Origin of the sequence: Flavobacterium agricola (assembly GCF_025919725.1) — a bacterium.
Classification (GTDB): domain Bacteria; phylum Bacteroidota; class Bacteroidia; order Flavobacteriales; family Flavobacteriaceae; genus Flavobacterium; species Flavobacterium agricola.
Genome location: NZ_CP081495.1, coordinates 19,074 through 33,884, shown reverse-complemented (window position 1 = coordinate 33,884; position 14,811 = coordinate 19,074). Strand labels below are relative to the sequence as shown.

The window sequence follows — 14,811 nt, the reverse complement described above, 5'->3', positions numbered from 1 at the left end:
TTATGAAATAATACCTATTTTTGCACAAAAATTTTTGGATTAAAATGAGCTATATTAAAGAAATAGAACGCAGAAGAACCTTTGGGGTTATTGCACACCCTGACGCAGGTAAAACTACGTTAACAGAAAAATTACTTTTATTTGGTGGTGCCATTCAAGAAGCTGGTGCTGTAAAAAGTAATAAAATTAAAAAAGGCGCAACTTCTGACTTTATGGAAATTGAACGTCAAAGAGGAATTTCTGTTGCTACGTCTGTTTTAGCTTTTAATTATAAAGACAAAAAAATTAATATTTTAGATACGCCAGGGCATAAAGATTTTGCCGAAGATACATACCGTACTTTAACAGCGGTAGATTCGGTAATTGTTGTGGTTGACGTAGCAAAAGGGGTTGAAGAGCAAACGGAAAAACTAGTTGAAGTTTGTAGAATGCGTAACATTCCGATGATTGTTTTTATTAACAAATTAGACCGTGAAGGTAAAGATGCGTTTGATTTATTAGATGAAGTTGAAACCAAACTAGGTTTACGCGTTACCCCACTTTCTTTCCCGATCGGGATGGGATACGATTTTAAAGGTATTTACAACATTTGGGAAAAAAATGTAAACTTGTTTAGCGGAGATTCGCGCAAAAATATTGAAGAAACGATTTCTATTGCAGATTTAGATTCGCCCGAATTGAATAAATTAATTGGTGATAAACCAGCCGAAAAACTTCGTGAAGAACTTGAATTGGTTCATGAAGTTTATCCAGATTTTGATAGAGAAGAATATTTAAGTGGAAAATCACAACCGGTATTTTTTGGTTCTGCCTTAAATAATTTTGGAGTACGTGAATTGTTAGATTGTTTTATAGAAATAGCACCTTCACCACAACCAAAAGATTCAGACACGCGTTTGGTAGATGCGCACGAAAATAAATTTTCTGGCTTTGTATTTAAAATTCACGCCAATATGGACCCGAAACACCGTGACCGTATTGCGTTTGTTAAAATTGTTTCAGGAACGTTTGAACGTAACAAACCATACCAACACGTACGTTTAGGTAAAAATTTAAAATTCTCGTCACCAAATGCCTTTTTTGCAGAGAAAAAAGAAATTGTTGACGTTTCTTACGCGGTGATATTGTAGGTTTACACGATACCGGAAACTTTAAAATTGGTGATACGCTTACTGAAGGCGAATTGATGAGCTTTAAAGGAATTCCGAGTTTCTCACCCGAGCATTTTAGGTATATTAACAATGCTGATCCGTTAAAATCTAAACAATTGGAAAAAGGGATTAACCAATTGATGGACGAAGGAGTTGCGCAGTTGTTTACTTTAGAAATAAACGGCCGTAAAGTTATTGGTACCGTTGGTGCTTTACAATACGAAGTTATTCAGTATCGTTTAGAACACGAATATGGTGCAAAATGTTCGTACGAAAATTTCCCGGCGCACAAAGCTTGTTGGGTTGAACCTACGGACCCTAAAAATGAAGAATTTGCAGAATTTAAACGCATCAAACAAAAGTTTTTAGCTAAAGATAAATTTGGAGCCTTGGTTTTCTTGGCAGATTCAGAATTTTCAATTCAAATGACGTTACAAAAATATCCGTCGGTAAAATTACATTACGTTTCGGAATACAAATAACAAAAAGCTGCTAGATAAGCAGCTTTTTTCATTCAACTAAAAATAATATTCAATGAAAAAAACAGCAATAACCTGTTTGTTGGTTAGCTTTTTATTAAGCGCTTGTGGCGGTTTACAAGAAGTGATAAACCAAGCTTCACAACAAACCACACAAACCCAAATTGGGCAAACCCAAATTGCAAACGGACTAAAAGAAGCATTACAGCTAGGCGTAAGCAAACAAGTAAGCGAATTAACCACAAACAATGGTTTTTACGCTAATGAATTGGTTAGAATTACTTTGCCCGAAGAGCTACAGCAAGTTGAAAAAACACTACGTAGCGTTGGTTTAGGTAGTTTAGCAGACCAAGGTATTAAAGCGTTAAACGAAACGGCGAGCCAAGCGGTAAAAGAAGCTACGCCAATTTTTGTACAAGCTATTTCTAATTTAACCATTACAGATGCCAAGCAAATTTTAATGGGTGCTAACAATGCTGCAACGCAATATTTAGAAAAACAAACAGCGAATCAGTTGTATGATAAGTTTTCGCCAATTATACAAGAATCATTTACCAAGGTTGGTGCTGATAAAGTTTGGGCTGAATTAATTACTACGTACAACCAAATTCCGTTAGTAAAAAAGGTAAATCCAGATTTAACCAATTATGTAACGCAACAAGCCATGAATGGCGTTTATACCATGATTGAGCAAGAAGAAGTTGATATTCGTACTAACGTTGCTAACCGCAGTACCATTTTACTAAAATCGGTTTTTGCTTTGCAAGATAATAAATAAAAAAAGCAGCATATAAATGCTGCTTTTTTTATTTAATTACTTAATTACTTTGAAAGCTTTAAGCTGTGGGTAATATGCCACATCACCTAATTCTTCTTCAATACGTAATAATTGATTGTATTTTGCCATACGGTCAGAACGAGAAGCAGAACCTGTTTTAATTTGGCCGCAGTTTAATGCTACCGCTAAATCTGCAATGGTTGTATCTTCTGTTTCACCAGAACGGTGCGACATAACCGATGTATATCCGGCATTATGTGCCATATTAACTGCTGCAATTGTTTCGGTTAACGTACCAATTTGGTTTACTTTAATTAAAATTGAATTGGCAGTATCTTCTGTAATTCCACGAGATAAACGCTCTACATTGGTTACAAATAAATCGTCTCCAACTAATTGTACACGGTTACCTATCTTTTCTGTTAAAAATTTCCATCCAGCCCAATCATCTTCATACATACCATCTTCAATAGAAATAATTGGGTATTTATCACATAATGATGCTAAGTAAAGCGCTTGTTCTTCTGAAGTACGAATTTTACCTGTTTCGCCTTCAAATTTAGTATAATCGTATTTTCCGTTTACATAAAATTCTGAAGCAGCACAATCTAAAGCAATCATAATATCTTCACCAAAAACATACCCCGCTTTTTCAACTGCTAATTTAATAGAATCTAAAGCATCTTCGGTACCACCAGCTAAATTCGGTGCAAATCCACCTTCATCACCAACTGCTGTAGATAAATTACGGTTGTGTAAAACATTTTTTAAATGATGAAAAACTTCGGTTCCCATTTGCATGGCGTGTGTAAAGTTTTTTGCTTTAACAGGCATGATCATAAATTCTTGAAACGCAATAGGTGCGTCAGAATGTGATCCGCCGTTAATAATGTTCATCATTGGCACAGGTAAAGTATTTGCAGAAACACCACCGATATAACGATATAAAGGTAAACCAAGCTCGGCAGCAGCAGCTTTAGCAACAGCTAAAGAAACACCTAAAATGGCATTTGCGCCTAAATTAGATTTGTTTGCTGTTCCGTCAAGTTCAATCATGATTTTATCAATCGCATTCTGTTCAAAAACAGAAATACCAATAATATTTTCAGCAATAATGGTATTAACATTTTCTACTGCTTTTAAAACGCCTTTACCCATAAAGGTATTTCCGCCGTCACGTAATTCTACAGCTTCGTGTTCGCCTGTAGAAGCACCTGAAGGTACTGCAGCTCTTCCTAAAACATTATTTTCTGTTACAACATCAACTTCAACCGTTGGGTTTCCACGCGAATCTAATATTTGACGTGCGTGAACTTTTATAATCATGCTCATTATTTAGTGTGTATTGTTTTGGTGTTAGACATTTTTACAAATGTAAACTTTTTTATTAGTTGTTAAAAATAAAAAAGCGCGAGCAATTAGCCCACGCAAATTATTATTTATGTGATTGCATGTATGCAACGAAATCGTCAAACAAATAGCGAGAATCATGCGGTCCAGGCGAAGATTCTGGGTGAAACTGCACCGAAAAAACTTGTTTACCTTTCATACGCATACCAGCAACTGTTTGATCGTTTAAATGTTCGTGTGTTAACTCAAACAAATCATTTTTTTCTAAATCTTCACGCACAATTGCGAAACCATGGTTTTGAGAAGTAATTTCTCCTTTACCTGTAATAACATTCATTACCGGGTGGTTGATACCACGGTGACCGTTAAACATTTTATAAGTTGCAATTCCGTTAGCTAAACCTAGAACTTGATGTCCTAAACAAATACCAAAAACGGGTTTGTTAGAAGCAATCATTTCATTTGCTGTAGCTTGAACTTGTTTTAAGGGTTCTGGATCACCAGGACCATTTGATAAGAAATAACCATCTGGATTAAAAGCTGCTAATTCTGCAAATGGTGTGTTATAAGGAAAAACTTTAATATAACAATCTCTTTCTGCTAAACAACGTAATATATTTGTTTTAACTCCTAAATCTAAGGCAGCAACTTTATAGGTCGCATTTGCATCTCCAAAGAAATAAGGTTCTTTAGTAGAAACAGCAGAAGCCAATTCTAAACCTTTCATACCAGGTACTTGGGCTAATTCTGCTTTTAAATCTTCTAACGAAGTTCCGTCAGTACAAATAACAGCATTCTGAGCACCGTTATCACGAATATAACGAACTAAGGCACGTGTATCAACGTCTGAAATAACTACTAAATTCAATTTAGTAAAATAGCTCAATAAATCTTCTTCCGCATCTGGACGAGAGTAATCAAAACTAAAGTTTCTACAAACTAATCCCGCGATTTTTACACCGTCAGAATCATTTTCATCGTGATGAATACCATAATTACCAATATGAGGTGTTGCGGCAACCATAATTTGACCGTAGTAAGATGGGTCTGTAAAAATTTCTTGATATCCGGTCATTCCAGTATTAAAACATACCTCACCAAAAGTTTTACCTTTAATCCCAATAGATTTTCCGTAAAAAACCGTACCATCACTAAGTAAAAGAATTGCCTGTTCGCGTTGTTTGTATTTCATTATAAGCTGTATTGAAAATTTTGCAAATGTAATTAAAAAAAATGGGGAACTCTAAAAAATAAAAAAAAGGATAGACAAAAAATGTCTATCCTTATGTATGAACTTATACCATAAATGATATTACTCTTCAGTTGAAGAAGTTTCAGTTTCAGTAGCTGGAGCTTCAGTTGTAGCTTCAGCTTTTTTAGATCTACCACGACGAGTTGAAGCTTTTTTAACTTCTTTTTTACCACCGTTGTACAATTCGTTAAAGTCAACCAATTCGATCATTGCCATATCAGCATTATCACCTAAACGGTTACCTAACTTAATAATACGAGTGTATCCTCCTGGACGATCACCTACTTTAGCAGCAACTTCTCTGAATAACTCAGTTACAGCATATTTGTCTTTCAAATATGAAAAAACAATACGTCTGTTATGAGTAGTATCTTCTTTTGATTTTGTCACTAAAGGCTCAACAAATTGTTTTAAAGCTTTTGCTTTAGCAACAGTAGTATTAATACGCTTGTGTTCAATTAAAGAACAAGCCATATTAGCTAACATAGAATTTCTATGAGCAGATTTTCTACTTAAATGATTAATTTTCTTTCCGTGTCTCATGTGACTATCTTGAATTTAATCTTGCAAAATGCAGACTAGATTATTCTTTATCTAATTTATATTTGCTTAAGTCCATTCCAAAACTCAAACCTTTAACAGCAACTAATTCGTCTAACTCTGTTAATGATTTTTTTCCGAAATTACGGAATTTCATTAAGTCATTTTTATTATACGTTACTAAATCGCCAAGTGTTTCAACTTCAGCCGCTTTTAAACAATTTAGTGCTCTTACAGATAAGTCCATATCCACAAGCTTAGTTTTTAACAACTGGCGCATGTGTAATGATTCTTCATCATATGATTCTGTTTGAGCAATTTCATCAGCCTCAAGTGTAATTCTTTCGTCAGAAAACAACATAAAGTGATGTATCAATGTTTTAGCTGCTTCTGTCAATGCATCTTTAGGATGAATAGATCCGTCTGTCTTAATTTCGAAGACTAACTTTTCATAGTCAGTTTTTTGTTCTACACGAAAGTTTTCGATAGAATATTTCACGTTTTTAACTGGCGTATAAATAGCGTCAGTAAAAATTGTGCCTATTGGTGCATTTTGTTTTTTATTCTCTTCTGCAGGAACATAACCTCTACCTTTTTCAATGGTAATATCCATTACAAGGTTAACGCTTGGTTCTAAGTTACAAATCACTAACTCTGGGTTTAAAACTTGAAATCCTGAAATAAATTTCTGGAAATCACCCGCTGTTAACTGATCTTTTCCTGTGAAAGACATGCTTACCGATTCGTTATCTACATCTTCAACACTACGTTTAAAACGAACTTGTTTTAAATTTAATATGATTTCTGTAACATCTTCAACCACCCCTGTTATTGCAGAGAATTCATGAGGAACTCCTTCAATTCTAACTGAAGTGATAGCATATCCTTCTAAAGAAGAAAGCAAAACACGTCTTAATGCGTTACCAACAGTCAATCCATAACCAGGCTCTAAAGGACGAAATTCGAATTTCCCTTCAAAATCGGTTGAATCGATCATGATAACTTTATCGGGCTTTTGAAAATTAAATAATGCCATAATTGTTTCGACTGAATGTCAATTATTATTTGTTGTACAACTCTACGATTAACTGTTCTTTTATGCTTTCAGGGATCTGAACTCTTGCAGGTGCTTTAACAAAAGTACCTTCTTTAGTTTCAGGGTTCCATGTAATCCATTCGTAAACAGCACTAGAATTAGATAACGAACGCTCAATAGCCTCTAAAGATTTAGATTTTTCGCGAACAGCAACTTTATCACCAGCTTTTAACTGATAAGAAGGAATGTTAACTAATTCTCCATTTACAGTAATATGTCTGTGAGATACAATTTGACGAGCAGCACGACGCGTTGGTGCGATACCCATACGATAAACCACGTTATCTAATCTTGATTCACATAATTGTAAAAGAACTTCACCAGTTACACCTCTTGCAGCAGAAGCTTTTTCGAATAAGTTTCTGAATTGACGCTCTAAAATACCGTAAGTATATTTAGCTTTTTGTTTTTCCATTAACTGAATAGCGTATTCAGATTTCTTACCTCTTCTTTTTGCTAATCCGTGTTGTCCTGGAGGGAAATTTCTTTTTTCGAAGTATTTATCTTCGCCGTAGATTGCTTCACCAAACTTACGAGCAATTTTTGTTTTTGGACCAGTATATCTTGCCATTTTATAAAAAAAAATTAAAAAAGGAAGGGATTATGAATTCAGGTCTCATCCTCCGATAATCGATATCCTTCCTTATTATTATACTATTAATTAAACTCTTCTTCTTTTTGGAGGACGACAACCATTGTGTGGCATCGGTGTTACGTCAATAATTTCTGTAACTTCAATTCCTCCGTTGTGAATAGATCTGATAGCAGACTCTCTACCGTTTCCTGGACCTTTTACGTAAACTTTTACTTTTTTAAGTCCAGCTTCTAACGCAACTTTAGAGCAATCTTCAGCAGCCATCTGAGCAGCATATGGAGTGTTCTTTTTAGAACCTCTGAAGCCCATTTTACCAGCAGAAGACCAAGAAATAACTTCACCTTTTTTGTTTGTTAACGAAATGATGATGTTATTAAAAGTCGCATTAATATGAGCCTCGCCTGTTGATTCAACGATAACTTTACGTTTTTTTGTACTTGCCTTAGCCATACTACTACTTATTATTTAGTTGCTTTTTTCTTGTTAGCAACAGTTTTTCTTTTACCTTTTCTTGTTCTAGAGTTATTCTTAGTTCTTTGACCTCTTAAAGGTAACCCTGCTCTATGGCGGATTCCTCTTTGACATCCAATATCCATTAAACGCTTAATGTTTAAAGATACTTCAGAACGTAATTCTCCTTCGATCTTAAATTGAGATACTGCCTCACGAATTGCACCGATTTCATCATCGTTCCATTCAGAAACTTTTTTATCTTCGTCTACGTTAGCTTGTGCTAAAACTGCTTTTGCTCTGCTTGAACCAACACCAAAGATATAAGTTAAAGCAATAACTCCTCTTTTATTTTTAGGTATATCTACCCCTGCTATTCTTGCCATAATTATCCTTGTCTTTGTTTAAATCTAGGATTCTTTTTATTAATAACGTATAATCTTCCTTTTCTACGTACAATGATGCACTCGGCACTTCTTTTTTTAACTGATGCTCTTACTTTCATTTTAATAGCCTTTAGTATCTATAAGTAATTCTTGCTTTAGACAAGTCATAAGGGCTCATTTCTAACTTTACCTTATCTCCAGGTAATAATTTAATGTAGTGCATACGCATCTTACCAGAAATGTGAGCGATTACAACATGCCCGTTTTCTAATTCTACGCGGAACATTGCATTGGATAATGATTCAATAATTGCTCCGTCTTGTTCTATTGCTGATTGTTTTGCCATAAAATATTAAACTATAGCTTTACGATTTTTACCACTTTTCATTAAACCATCGTAATGCTGATTCAATAAATAAGAGTTAATCTGTTGAATTGTATCAATTGCAACTCCCACCATAATTAATAAAGATGTACCTCCAAAAAACATTGCCCATCCTTGTTGTACGTTAAGTAAAGTAACTACAAATGCTGGAAAAACAGCAATTAAAGCTAAAAATAACGAACCAGGGAAAGTTAATAACGACATAACTCTATCAAGGTAGTCGCCAGTCTCAGCTCCAGGCTTAATGCCAGGAATAAAACCACCACTACGCTTTAAATCGTCAGCCATTTTATTTGTTGGTACTGTAATCGCGGTGTAAAAGTACGTAAAAATTATGATTAATAAAGCAAAAACTAAATTATACTCCCAACCAAATATGTTTTGAAACATAGAACTTATTGATTGAGCAGCATCTGATGAAGACAATCCAGCTACAGCAGCAGGAATAAACATAATTGCCTGAGCAAAGATAATTGGCATAACACCAGAAGCATTAAGCTTTAACGGAATCCATTGACGGTTACCATTTACACTGTCTTGCTCGAAATCACCTGCGTAAGAACGTCGTGCATATTGTACTGGTATTTTTCTAACAGCCATGGTTAATAAAATACACGCTACGATTACTAACATCCAAATTAACAATTCGAAAACTATCATCATCGGACCTCCGTTATTTTCAGAAACTCTAGAAGAGAATTCTTGAATAAACGCCTGAGGTAATCTAGCAAGGATACCAACCATAATCAATAAAGAGATACCATTACCTATACCTTTATCGGTAATTTTTTCTCCTAACCACATTGCAAAAACTGTACCTGTTGTCAAAATGATTACAGAAGAGAAAAGAAAAGCAAATGAGTCAGCACCTAATACAAAAGCATCTGGCGGTAACTGTTTATACAAGTTGTAAATATAACCAGGTCCTTGTAGTAAGGTGATACCAATAGTTAACCATCTTGTAATTTGATTGATTTTCTTACGTCCACTTTCACCATCTTTTTGTAGTTTTTGTAAATAAGGAACCGCAATTCCCATTAACTGCACTACAATTGAAGCAGAGATGTATGGCATAATACCTAAAGCAAAAACCGAAGCTTGCGAAAACGCTCCTCCAGTAAATACATTAATTAACCATCCGATTCCCTGATCTGTTTGACTAGCTAAGTTTTGCAATTTAGTAGCATCTATACCTGGAAGTGTAACTTGTGCACCAAAACGATACACAAGTAATAAACCTAAAGTTAAGATAATTTTATTTCTCAACTCTTCGATCTTCCAAATATTTTTTAACGATTCTATGAACTTCTTCATCTTGAAATATTAGTGATTTATAAAGTCACTGCTTCACCACCTGCAGCTTCAATAGCTGCTTTGGCAGATGCAGTGAATTTGTGAGCAACAACTTTTAATTTAGCTTTTAACTCTCCTCCACCTAATATCTTCACAAGTTCATTTTTAGTAGCTAAACGATTTTCAACTAAAGTATCAAACTCAATAGTATCAGTTACAACTCCATTATCAACTAATAATTGTAATGTAGATAAATTGATTCCTTGATATTCGATACGGTTGATATTTTTAAAACCATACTTAGGTACACGTCTTTGAAGTGGCATTTGCCCTCCTTCAAAACCAATTTTCTTAGAATAACCAGAACGAGATTTAGCTCCTTTGTGACCACGTGCAGCAGTACCACCTTTACCAGAACCTTCTCCTCTACCTAATCTTTTGTTTTGATTATGCGTTGACCCTTCAGCAGGTTGTAAGTTACTTAAATTCATAACTATTTATGTTATTTAGCTTCTTCTACAGAAACTAAGTGTTTAACTTTATTTACCATTCCAAGGATATTTGCAGTATCTTCATGAGATACAACTTGACCTAATTTTTTTAATCCTAGAGCCTCAAGTGTTCTTTTCTGAGTAGAAGTACACTTGATTTGACTTTTTACTTGTTTTACTAAAATTTTTGCCATTTCCTTGAATATTAACCTTTGAACACTTTTTCTAAAGAAATACCTCTTTGTTTTGCAACAGTGTGAGCACTTCTCATTCTTAATAACGCATCAAAAGTAGCTTTTACTACGTTGTGAGGGTTAGATGAACCTTGAGATTTTGATAAAATATCATTAACTCCTAATGATTCAACAACCGCACGAACAGTACCACCAGCGATAACTCCTGTACCTAATGAAGCAGGCATTAATAAAACTCTTGCTCCACTATATTTACCTTTTTGTTCGTGAGGGATTGTGTGTCCGTTTAAAGGAATTCTAACTAAGTTTTTCTTTGCATCCTCAACTGCTTTAGCAATTGATTCAGAAACATCTTTAGATTTACCTAAACCGTGACCTACAACACCGTTTTCATCACCTACAACTACAATAGCAGAAAAACCGAAAGCTCTACCACCTTTTGTAACTTTAGTAACACGATTAACACTAACCAAACGGTCTTTTAATTCAAGACCTTGTGGTTTTACTAACTCTACGTTTTTATAATTATGATACATAACTTCTTAGAATTTTAGTCCAGCTTCTCTAGCTCCGTCAGCTAACGATTTAACACGTCCGTGGTATAAATTTCCACCTCTATCAAAAGCGATAGTAGTGATACCAGCTTGTAAAGCTCTTTCTGCAATTAATTTACCAACTGCAGCAGCTGTCTCAATTTTAGTACCTGTAGCAACACCAGCTTCTCTCGAAGAGGCAGCAGCTAAAGTAGTACCATTTACATCATCTATGATTTGAGCATAGATACTTTTATTAGATCTAAATACAGAAAGACGAGGTTTAGCAGCAGTACCGCTTACAATTCTTCTAACTCTGAATTTAATTCTTTGTCTTCTTTCAGATTTTGTTAATGACATACTTTTAATTTTTAAGCTGATTTACCTGCTTTTCTTCTTAATTCTTCTCCTACGAATTTAACACCTTTACCTTTGTATGGCTCTGGCTTACGGAATCCACGGATTTTTGCAGCTACTTGACCTAATAATTGTTTATCAAAAGAAGCTAATTTAATGATTGGGTTTTTACCCTTCTCAGAAACAGTTTCTACTTTTACTTCTGGTACAATTTCCATAACGATGTTATGTGAAAAACCTAAAGCAATATCCAATTTTTGACCTTGGTTAGAAGCTCTAAACCCTACCCCTACTAATTCTAATTCCTTAGTAAAGCCTTCAGAAACACCAACAACCATGTTGTTGATTAAAGCTCTATATAGACCATGTTTTGATCTTTCGTTTTTAGCATCACTCGATCTCTCAACGATAACCTGATTGTCTTCAACTTTAACAGTTACATCAGAAAACACTTGAGAAAGTTCACCTAATTTTCCTTTTACTGTAACCACAGCATCTTTAACTTCAACAGTTACTCCAGCTGGAATTACAATTGGACTTTTTCCTATTCTTGACATTGTTAAGCCTGTTTTTTAGTATACGTAACAAATAACTTCTCCACCAACGTGTAATTGTTTCGCTTGCTTACCAGTCATTAAACCTTTAGAAGTTGAAACAATAGCGATACCTAAACCGTTTAAGATTCTTGGTAATTCGTTAGCACCAGCATATTTACGTAAACCTGGTTTACTAATTCTTTGGATATCTCTAATGATAGACTCTTTCGTGTCTTTATCATATTTTAAAGCAATTTTGATAGTTCCTTGAACTGTAGAATCATCAAATTTGTAGCTTAAAATATATCCTTGATCGAATAAAATTTTAGTGATTTCTTTCTTTAAGTTTGATGCAGGGATTTCAACCACTTTATGGTTTGCACGCACTGCATTTCTGATTCTTGTTAAGAAATCTGCAATTGGATCTGTATACATATTAAATGAATTGCGGTTATGGTTTTCGGGAAAATCAATTCCCGAACCTTTAACCAATTATACTTTTTTATCTTACCAGCTAGCTTTTTTAACTCCTGGAATTAAACCATTGTTAGCCATTTCACGGAAAGTAACACGTGAAATACCAAACGTACGCATGTAACCTCTTGGTCTACCTGTTAATTTACAACGGTTGTGTAAACGAACTGGAGATGCGTTTTTAGGTAATTTTTGTAATGCTTCGTAATCACCAGCTTCTTTTAAAGCTTTGCGTTTTGCAGCATATTTAGCAACCAAAGCTTCTCTTTTAGCCTCACGTGCTTTCATTGATTCTTTAGCCATGTCTTAATTCTTTTTAAAAGGTAAACCTAATTGTGCTAATAACGCTTTTGCTTCATTATCTGTTTGAGCAGAAGTTACAAAAGTAACGTCAAAACCTGCAATCTTATTCACTTTATCAATATCAATTTCAGGGAAAATGATTTGTTCTAAAATTCCTAAGTTGTAGTTTCCTCTACCATCAAATCCGTCAGCTTTAATACCTTGAAAATCACGTACACGTGGTAATGCAGAAGTAACTAAACGGTCTAAAAATTCGTACATTTTTTCACCTCTTAAAGTTACTTTAGCACCAATTGGCATACCTTTTCTTAATTTGAAAGACGCAACGTCTTTTTTAGAAATAGTAGCAACTGCTTTTTGACCAGTAATTTTTGTTAATTCTTCAACTGCGTGATCAACTAATTTTTTATCAGACACAGCTGCACCAACACCACGGCTAACAACAATTTTTTCAAGTTTTGGAACTTGCATTACATTTTTGTAACCGAATTCTTCTTTAAGAGCAGCAATTACTCTGCTCTTATATTCTTCTTTTAGTCTAGGTATATAAGCCATAACTATAATACTTGATTAGATTTTTTAGAAACTCTTACTTTCTTATCACCTTCTACTTTTAAAGCAACTTTAGTTACTTCGTTCGTTTTAGGATCTAAAAGTGCGATGTTTGAAATATGTATAGGAGCTTCTGTTTTAACGATTCCACCTTGAGGGTTTTTTGCACTTGGTTTTGTATGTTTAGAAACCATGTTAACTCCTTCAACGATCGCTTTGTTTTTCTCGCGAAGTACACGTAAAACTTTACCTTGAGTACCTTTATGGTCACCAGCGATAACTTTTACAATATCTCCTGATTTAATTTTTAGCTTAATCATCTTTAGAACGAATTAAAGCACTTCTGGTGCTAATGATACAATTTTCATGAATTGTTTTTCACGAAGTTCTCTCGCTACTGGTCCGAAAACACGAGTACCTCTCATTTCACCAGCTGCGTTTAATAACACACATGCGTTATCGTCAAATCTGATGTATGATCCGTCTGCACGGCGAACTTCTTTTTTAGTACGAACAACTACTGCTGTAGATACTGCTCCTTTTTTAACGTTTCCGTTAGGAGTTGCATCTTTAACAGTAACAACGATTTTATCTCCGATAGAAGCATAACGTTTCTTTGTTCCTCCTAAAACACGGATAGTTAAAACTTCTTTAGCTCCCGTGTTATCTGCTACTTTTAATCTAGATTCCTGTTGTACCATAATTATTTCGCTCTTTCAATGATTTCAACTAATCTCCAACATTTGTTTTTAGATAATGGACGTGTTTCCATTATTCTAACTGTGTCACCAATGTTACAGTCGTTTAATTCGTCGTGTGCAACATATTTTTTAGTTTTCAACACGAACTTACCATATAATGGGTGTTTTACTTTTTTTGTTTCTGCAACAACAATAGATTTCTCCATTTTGTTAGAAGTAACAACACCAATTCTTTCTTTTCTTAAATTTCTTTTTTCCATCTTTCAGCAGAATACAATTATAGTAACTCTTTTTTGCTTAACTCAGTAGCTACTCTTGCAATAGATCTTCTAATTGTACGAATTTGTAACGGATTAGTGATCGGAGAAATAGCGTGAGCATTTTTAAGTTCAGTATAAGTCTTTCTTAACTCACTAAGTTTTTCTTGTAACTCAGCTGCAGATAGATTATTTATTTCAGATTGTTTCATAATGTTTTTTTATTATGCTTCGAAATCTCTAGCAACGATAAACTTAGTTTTTACAGGAAGTTTTTGAGCGGCAAGACGTAAAGCCTCTTGTGCAACATCTAATGGTACACCACCAACTTCAAACATAATTCTTCCCGGTTTAACTACTGCAGCCCAATATTCAACTGCACCTTTACCTTTACCCATACGTACCTCTAGAGGTTTTTTCGTAATTGGTTTATCTGGGAAGATTTTAATCCATAACTGTCCTTCTCTCTTCATGAAACGAGTTGCAGCAATACGTGCAGCTTCGATTTGACGTGAAGTAATGAATGAGTAATCTAAAGATTTGATACCAAACATTCCATTTGAAAGTTCGTGTCCTCTTTGAGACACCCCTTTCATTTTACCTTTCTGTACCTTACGGTATTTTGTTCTTTTAGGCTGTAACATTGTTCTTTAGTTTT

The 14,811-nt window shown here is 34.5% G+C and carries 24 protein-coding genes and 1 pseudogene; 2 read left to right on the top strand and 23 right to left on the bottom strand.

Going from position 1 to position 14,811, the window contains the following annotated elements:
• The first annotated feature begins 44 nt into the window (after positions 1-44).
• Together K5I29_RS00220 and K5I29_RS00215 are read left to right on the top strand one after the other, a co-directional pair.
• Positions 45-1,633: pseudogene (locus tag K5I29_RS00220) on the top strand (peptide chain release factor 3).
• 52 nt (positions 1,634-1,685) lie between these two features.
• A complete protein-coding gene (locus K5I29_RS00215; RefSeq protein ID WP_264433889.1) occupies positions 1,686-2,408 on the top strand; it encodes a DUF4197 domain-containing protein in 723 nt (240 codons plus the stop codon).
• Between the two features lie 36 nt (positions 2,409-2,444).
• Here the strand turns inward: K5I29_RS00215 and eno are convergent, their stop codons facing one another.
• From eno to rplP, 23 genes are all read right to left on the bottom strand, one after another.
• Positions 2,445-3,740, bottom strand: a complete 1,296-nt coding sequence (gene eno / locus K5I29_RS00210) for a phosphopyruvate hydratase (protein WP_264433888.1) — start codon at positions 3,738-3,740, stop codon at positions 2,445-2,447.
• Between the two features lie 103 nt (positions 3,741-3,843).
• Complete coding sequence (carA, locus tag K5I29_RS00205) at positions 3,844-4,950, bottom strand: glutamine-hydrolyzing carbamoyl-phosphate synthase small subunit (RefSeq protein ID WP_264433887.1); 1,107 nt, start codon at positions 4,948-4,950, stop codon at positions 3,844-3,846.
• A 120-nt stretch (positions 4,951-5,070) separates the two neighbouring features.
• Entirely contained in the window at positions 5,071-5,553 is a 483-nt protein-coding gene (rplQ, locus tag K5I29_RS00200) for a 50S ribosomal protein L17 (RefSeq protein WP_264433886.1), read from the bottom strand.
• A 40-nt stretch (positions 5,554-5,593) separates the two neighbouring features.
• Positions 5,594-6,586: a DNA-directed RNA polymerase subunit alpha gene (locus tag K5I29_RS00195; RefSeq protein WP_264433885.1), complete on the bottom strand. Its 993-nt coding sequence runs from the start codon at positions 6,584-6,586 to the stop codon at positions 5,594-5,596.
• A 25-nt stretch (positions 6,587-6,611) separates the two neighbouring features.
• Entirely contained in the window at positions 6,612-7,217 is a 606-nt protein-coding gene (rpsD, locus tag K5I29_RS00190; protein WP_264433884.1) for a 30S ribosomal protein S4, read from the bottom strand.
• Between the two features lie 90 nt (positions 7,218-7,307).
• Positions 7,308-7,691, bottom strand: coding sequence for a 30S ribosomal protein S11 (gene rpsK, locus K5I29_RS00185; RefSeq protein WP_023574076.1), 384 nt, complete (start codon positions 7,689-7,691; stop codon positions 7,308-7,310).
• Between the two features lie 11 nt (positions 7,692-7,702).
• Entirely contained in the window at positions 7,703-8,077 is a 375-nt protein-coding gene (rpsM, locus tag K5I29_RS00180; protein ID WP_264433883.1) for a 30S ribosomal protein S13, read from the bottom strand.
• 2 nt (positions 8,078-8,079) lie between these two features.
• Positions 8,080-8,196 (bottom strand): type B 50S ribosomal protein L36, encoded by a 117-nt coding sequence (ykgO, locus tag K5I29_RS00175; RefSeq protein WP_002987490.1) that lies wholly within the window; start codon positions 8,194-8,196, stop codon positions 8,080-8,082.
• A gap of 11 nt (positions 8,197-8,207) precedes the next feature.
• Positions 8,208-8,423, bottom strand: coding sequence for a translation initiation factor IF-1 (gene infA, locus K5I29_RS00170; RefSeq protein ID WP_264433882.1), 216 nt, complete (start codon positions 8,421-8,423; stop codon positions 8,208-8,210).
• Positions 8,424-8,429: 6 nt separating this feature from the next.
• Complete coding sequence (secY, locus tag K5I29_RS00165; protein ID WP_264433881.1) at positions 8,430-9,776, bottom strand: preprotein translocase subunit SecY; 1,347 nt, start codon at positions 9,774-9,776, stop codon at positions 8,430-8,432.
• 17 nt (positions 9,777-9,793) lie between these two features.
• Positions 9,794-10,246 carry a 50S ribosomal protein L15 gene (gene rplO / locus K5I29_RS00160; protein WP_264433880.1) on the bottom strand — a complete coding sequence of 151 codons (453 nt, stop codon included), beginning with the start codon at positions 10,244-10,246 and terminating at the stop codon, positions 9,794-9,796.
• Positions 10,247-10,257: 11 nt separating this feature from the next.
• Positions 10,258-10,440 (bottom strand): 50S ribosomal protein L30, encoded by a 183-nt coding sequence (rpmD, locus tag K5I29_RS00155; RefSeq protein ID WP_264433879.1) that lies wholly within the window; start codon positions 10,438-10,440, stop codon positions 10,258-10,260.
• 11 nt (positions 10,441-10,451) lie between these two features.
• Complete coding sequence (rpsE, locus tag K5I29_RS00150) at positions 10,452-10,976, bottom strand: 30S ribosomal protein S5 (protein ID WP_264433878.1); 525 nt, start codon at positions 10,974-10,976, stop codon at positions 10,452-10,454.
• A 6-nt stretch (positions 10,977-10,982) separates the two neighbouring features.
• Entirely contained in the window at positions 10,983-11,333 is a 351-nt protein-coding gene (gene rplR, locus K5I29_RS00145) for a 50S ribosomal protein L18 (RefSeq protein ID WP_264433877.1), read from the bottom strand.
• Between the two features lie 11 nt (positions 11,334-11,344).
• Entirely contained in the window at positions 11,345-11,887 is a 543-nt protein-coding gene (gene rplF / locus K5I29_RS00140; protein ID WP_264433876.1) for a 50S ribosomal protein L6, read from the bottom strand.
• Between the two features lie 15 nt (positions 11,888-11,902).
• Positions 11,903-12,301 (bottom strand): 30S ribosomal protein S8, encoded by a 399-nt coding sequence (gene rpsH, locus K5I29_RS00135; protein WP_264435142.1) that lies wholly within the window; start codon positions 12,299-12,301, stop codon positions 11,903-11,905.
• Positions 12,302-12,373: 72 nt separating this feature from the next.
• Positions 12,374-12,643, bottom strand: a complete 270-nt coding sequence (rpsN, locus tag K5I29_RS00130) for a 30S ribosomal protein S14 (RefSeq protein WP_264433875.1) — start codon at positions 12,641-12,643, stop codon at positions 12,374-12,376.
• A 3-nt stretch (positions 12,644-12,646) separates the two neighbouring features.
• A complete protein-coding gene (gene rplE / locus K5I29_RS00125) occupies positions 12,647-13,198 on the bottom strand; it encodes a 50S ribosomal protein L5 (RefSeq protein WP_264433874.1) in 552 nt (183 codons plus the stop codon).
• 2 nt (positions 13,199-13,200) lie between these two features.
• Positions 13,201-13,515 carry a 50S ribosomal protein L24 gene (gene rplX / locus K5I29_RS00120; RefSeq protein ID WP_264433873.1) on the bottom strand — a complete coding sequence of 105 codons (315 nt, stop codon included), beginning with the start codon at positions 13,513-13,515 and terminating at the stop codon, positions 13,201-13,203.
• 12 nt (positions 13,516-13,527) lie between these two features.
• The gene (gene rplN, locus K5I29_RS00115) at positions 13,528-13,896 is read right to left on the bottom strand and encodes a 50S ribosomal protein L14 (RefSeq protein WP_264433872.1); all 369 of its coding nucleotides are present in this window, start codon (positions 13,894-13,896) and stop codon (positions 13,528-13,530) included.
• Positions 13,897-13,898: 2 nt separating this feature from the next.
• Positions 13,899-14,156: a 30S ribosomal protein S17 gene (gene rpsQ, locus K5I29_RS00110; protein WP_264433871.1), complete on the bottom strand. Its 258-nt coding sequence runs from the start codon at positions 14,154-14,156 to the stop codon at positions 13,899-13,901.
• Positions 14,157-14,173: 17 nt separating this feature from the next.
• A complete protein-coding gene (rpmC, locus tag K5I29_RS00105) occupies positions 14,174-14,365 on the bottom strand; it encodes a 50S ribosomal protein L29 (protein ID WP_264433870.1) in 192 nt (63 codons plus the stop codon).
• Positions 14,366-14,377: 12 nt separating this feature from the next.
• Positions 14,378-14,797 carry a 50S ribosomal protein L16 gene (gene rplP / locus K5I29_RS00100; protein ID WP_264433869.1) on the bottom strand — a complete coding sequence of 140 codons (420 nt, stop codon included), beginning with the start codon at positions 14,795-14,797 and terminating at the stop codon, positions 14,378-14,380.
• Positions 14,798-14,811: the final 14 nt, after the last annotated feature.

Coding starts and splice junctions, on each gene's coding strand:
- K5I29_RS00215 (WP_264433889.1), top strand. CDS start 1,686: ATGAAAAAAACAGCAATAACCTGTTTGTTGGTTAGCTTTTTATTAAGC.
- eno (WP_264433888.1), bottom strand. CDS start 3,740: ATGAGCATGATTATAAAAGTTCACGCACGTCAAATATTAGATTCGCGT.
- carA (WP_264433887.1), bottom strand. CDS start 4,950: ATGAAATACAAACAACGCGAACAGGCAATTCTTTTACTTAGTGATGGT.
- rplQ (WP_264433886.1), bottom strand. CDS start 5,553: ATGAGACACGGAAAGAAAATTAATCATTTAAGTAGAAAATCTGCTCAT.
- K5I29_RS00195 (WP_264433885.1), bottom strand. CDS start 6,586: ATGGCATTATTTAATTTTCAAAAGCCCGATAAAGTTATCATGATCGAT.
- rpsD (WP_264433884.1), bottom strand. CDS start 7,217: ATGGCAAGATATACTGGTCCAAAAACAAAAATTGCTCGTAAGTTTGGT.
- rpsK (WP_023574076.1), bottom strand. CDS start 7,691: ATGGCTAAGGCAAGTACAAAAAAACGTAAAGTTATCGTTGAATCAACA.
- rpsM (WP_264433883.1), bottom strand. CDS start 8,077: ATGGCAAGAATAGCAGGGGTAGATATACCTAAAAATAAAAGAGGAGTT.
- ykgO (WP_002987490.1), bottom strand. CDS start 8,196: ATGAAAGTAAGAGCATCAGTTAAAAAAAGAAGTGCCGAGTGCATCATT.
- infA (WP_264433882.1), bottom strand. CDS start 8,423: ATGGCAAAACAATCAGCAATAGAACAAGACGGAGCAATTATTGAATCA.
- secY (WP_264433881.1), bottom strand. CDS start 9,776: ATGAAGAAGTTCATAGAATCGTTAAAAAATATTTGGAAGATCGAAGAG.
- rplO (WP_264433880.1), bottom strand. CDS start 10,246: ATGAATTTAAGTAACTTACAACCTGCTGAAGGGTCAACGCATAATCAA.
- rpmD (WP_264433879.1), bottom strand. CDS start 10,440: ATGGCAAAAATTTTAGTAAAACAAGTAAAAAGTCAAATCAAGTGTACT.
- rpsE (WP_264433878.1), bottom strand. CDS start 10,976: ATGTATCATAATTATAAAAACGTAGAGTTAGTAAAACCACAAGGTCTT.
- rplR (WP_264433877.1), bottom strand. CDS start 11,333: ATGTCATTAACAAAATCTGAAAGAAGACAAAGAATTAAATTCAGAGTT.
- rplF (WP_264433876.1), bottom strand. CDS start 11,887: ATGTCAAGAATAGGAAAAAGTCCAATTGTAATTCCAGCTGGAGTAACT.
- rpsH (WP_264435142.1), bottom strand. CDS start 12,301: ATGTATACAGATCCAATTGCAGATTTCTTAACAAGAATCAGAAATGCA.
- rpsN (WP_264433875.1), bottom strand. CDS start 12,643: ATGGCTAAAGAATCAATGAAAGCACGTGAGGCTAAAAGAGAAGCTTTG.
- rplE (WP_264433874.1), bottom strand. CDS start 13,198: ATGGCTTATATACCTAGACTAAAAGAAGAATATAAGAGCAGAGTAATT.
- rplX (WP_264433873.1), bottom strand. CDS start 13,515: ATGATTAAGCTAAAAATTAAATCAGGAGATATTGTAAAAGTTATCGCT.
- rplN (WP_264433872.1), bottom strand. CDS start 13,896: ATGGTACAACAGGAATCTAGATTAAAAGTAGCAGATAACACGGGAGCT.
- rpsQ (WP_264433871.1), bottom strand. CDS start 14,156: ATGGAAAAAAGAAATTTAAGAAAAGAAAGAATTGGTGTTGTTACTTCT.
- rpmC (WP_264433870.1), bottom strand. CDS start 14,365: ATGAAACAATCTGAAATAAATAATCTATCTGCAGCTGAGTTACAAGAA.
- rplP (WP_264433869.1), bottom strand. CDS start 14,797: ATGTTACAGCCTAAAAGAACAAAATACCGTAAGGTACAGAAAGGTAAA.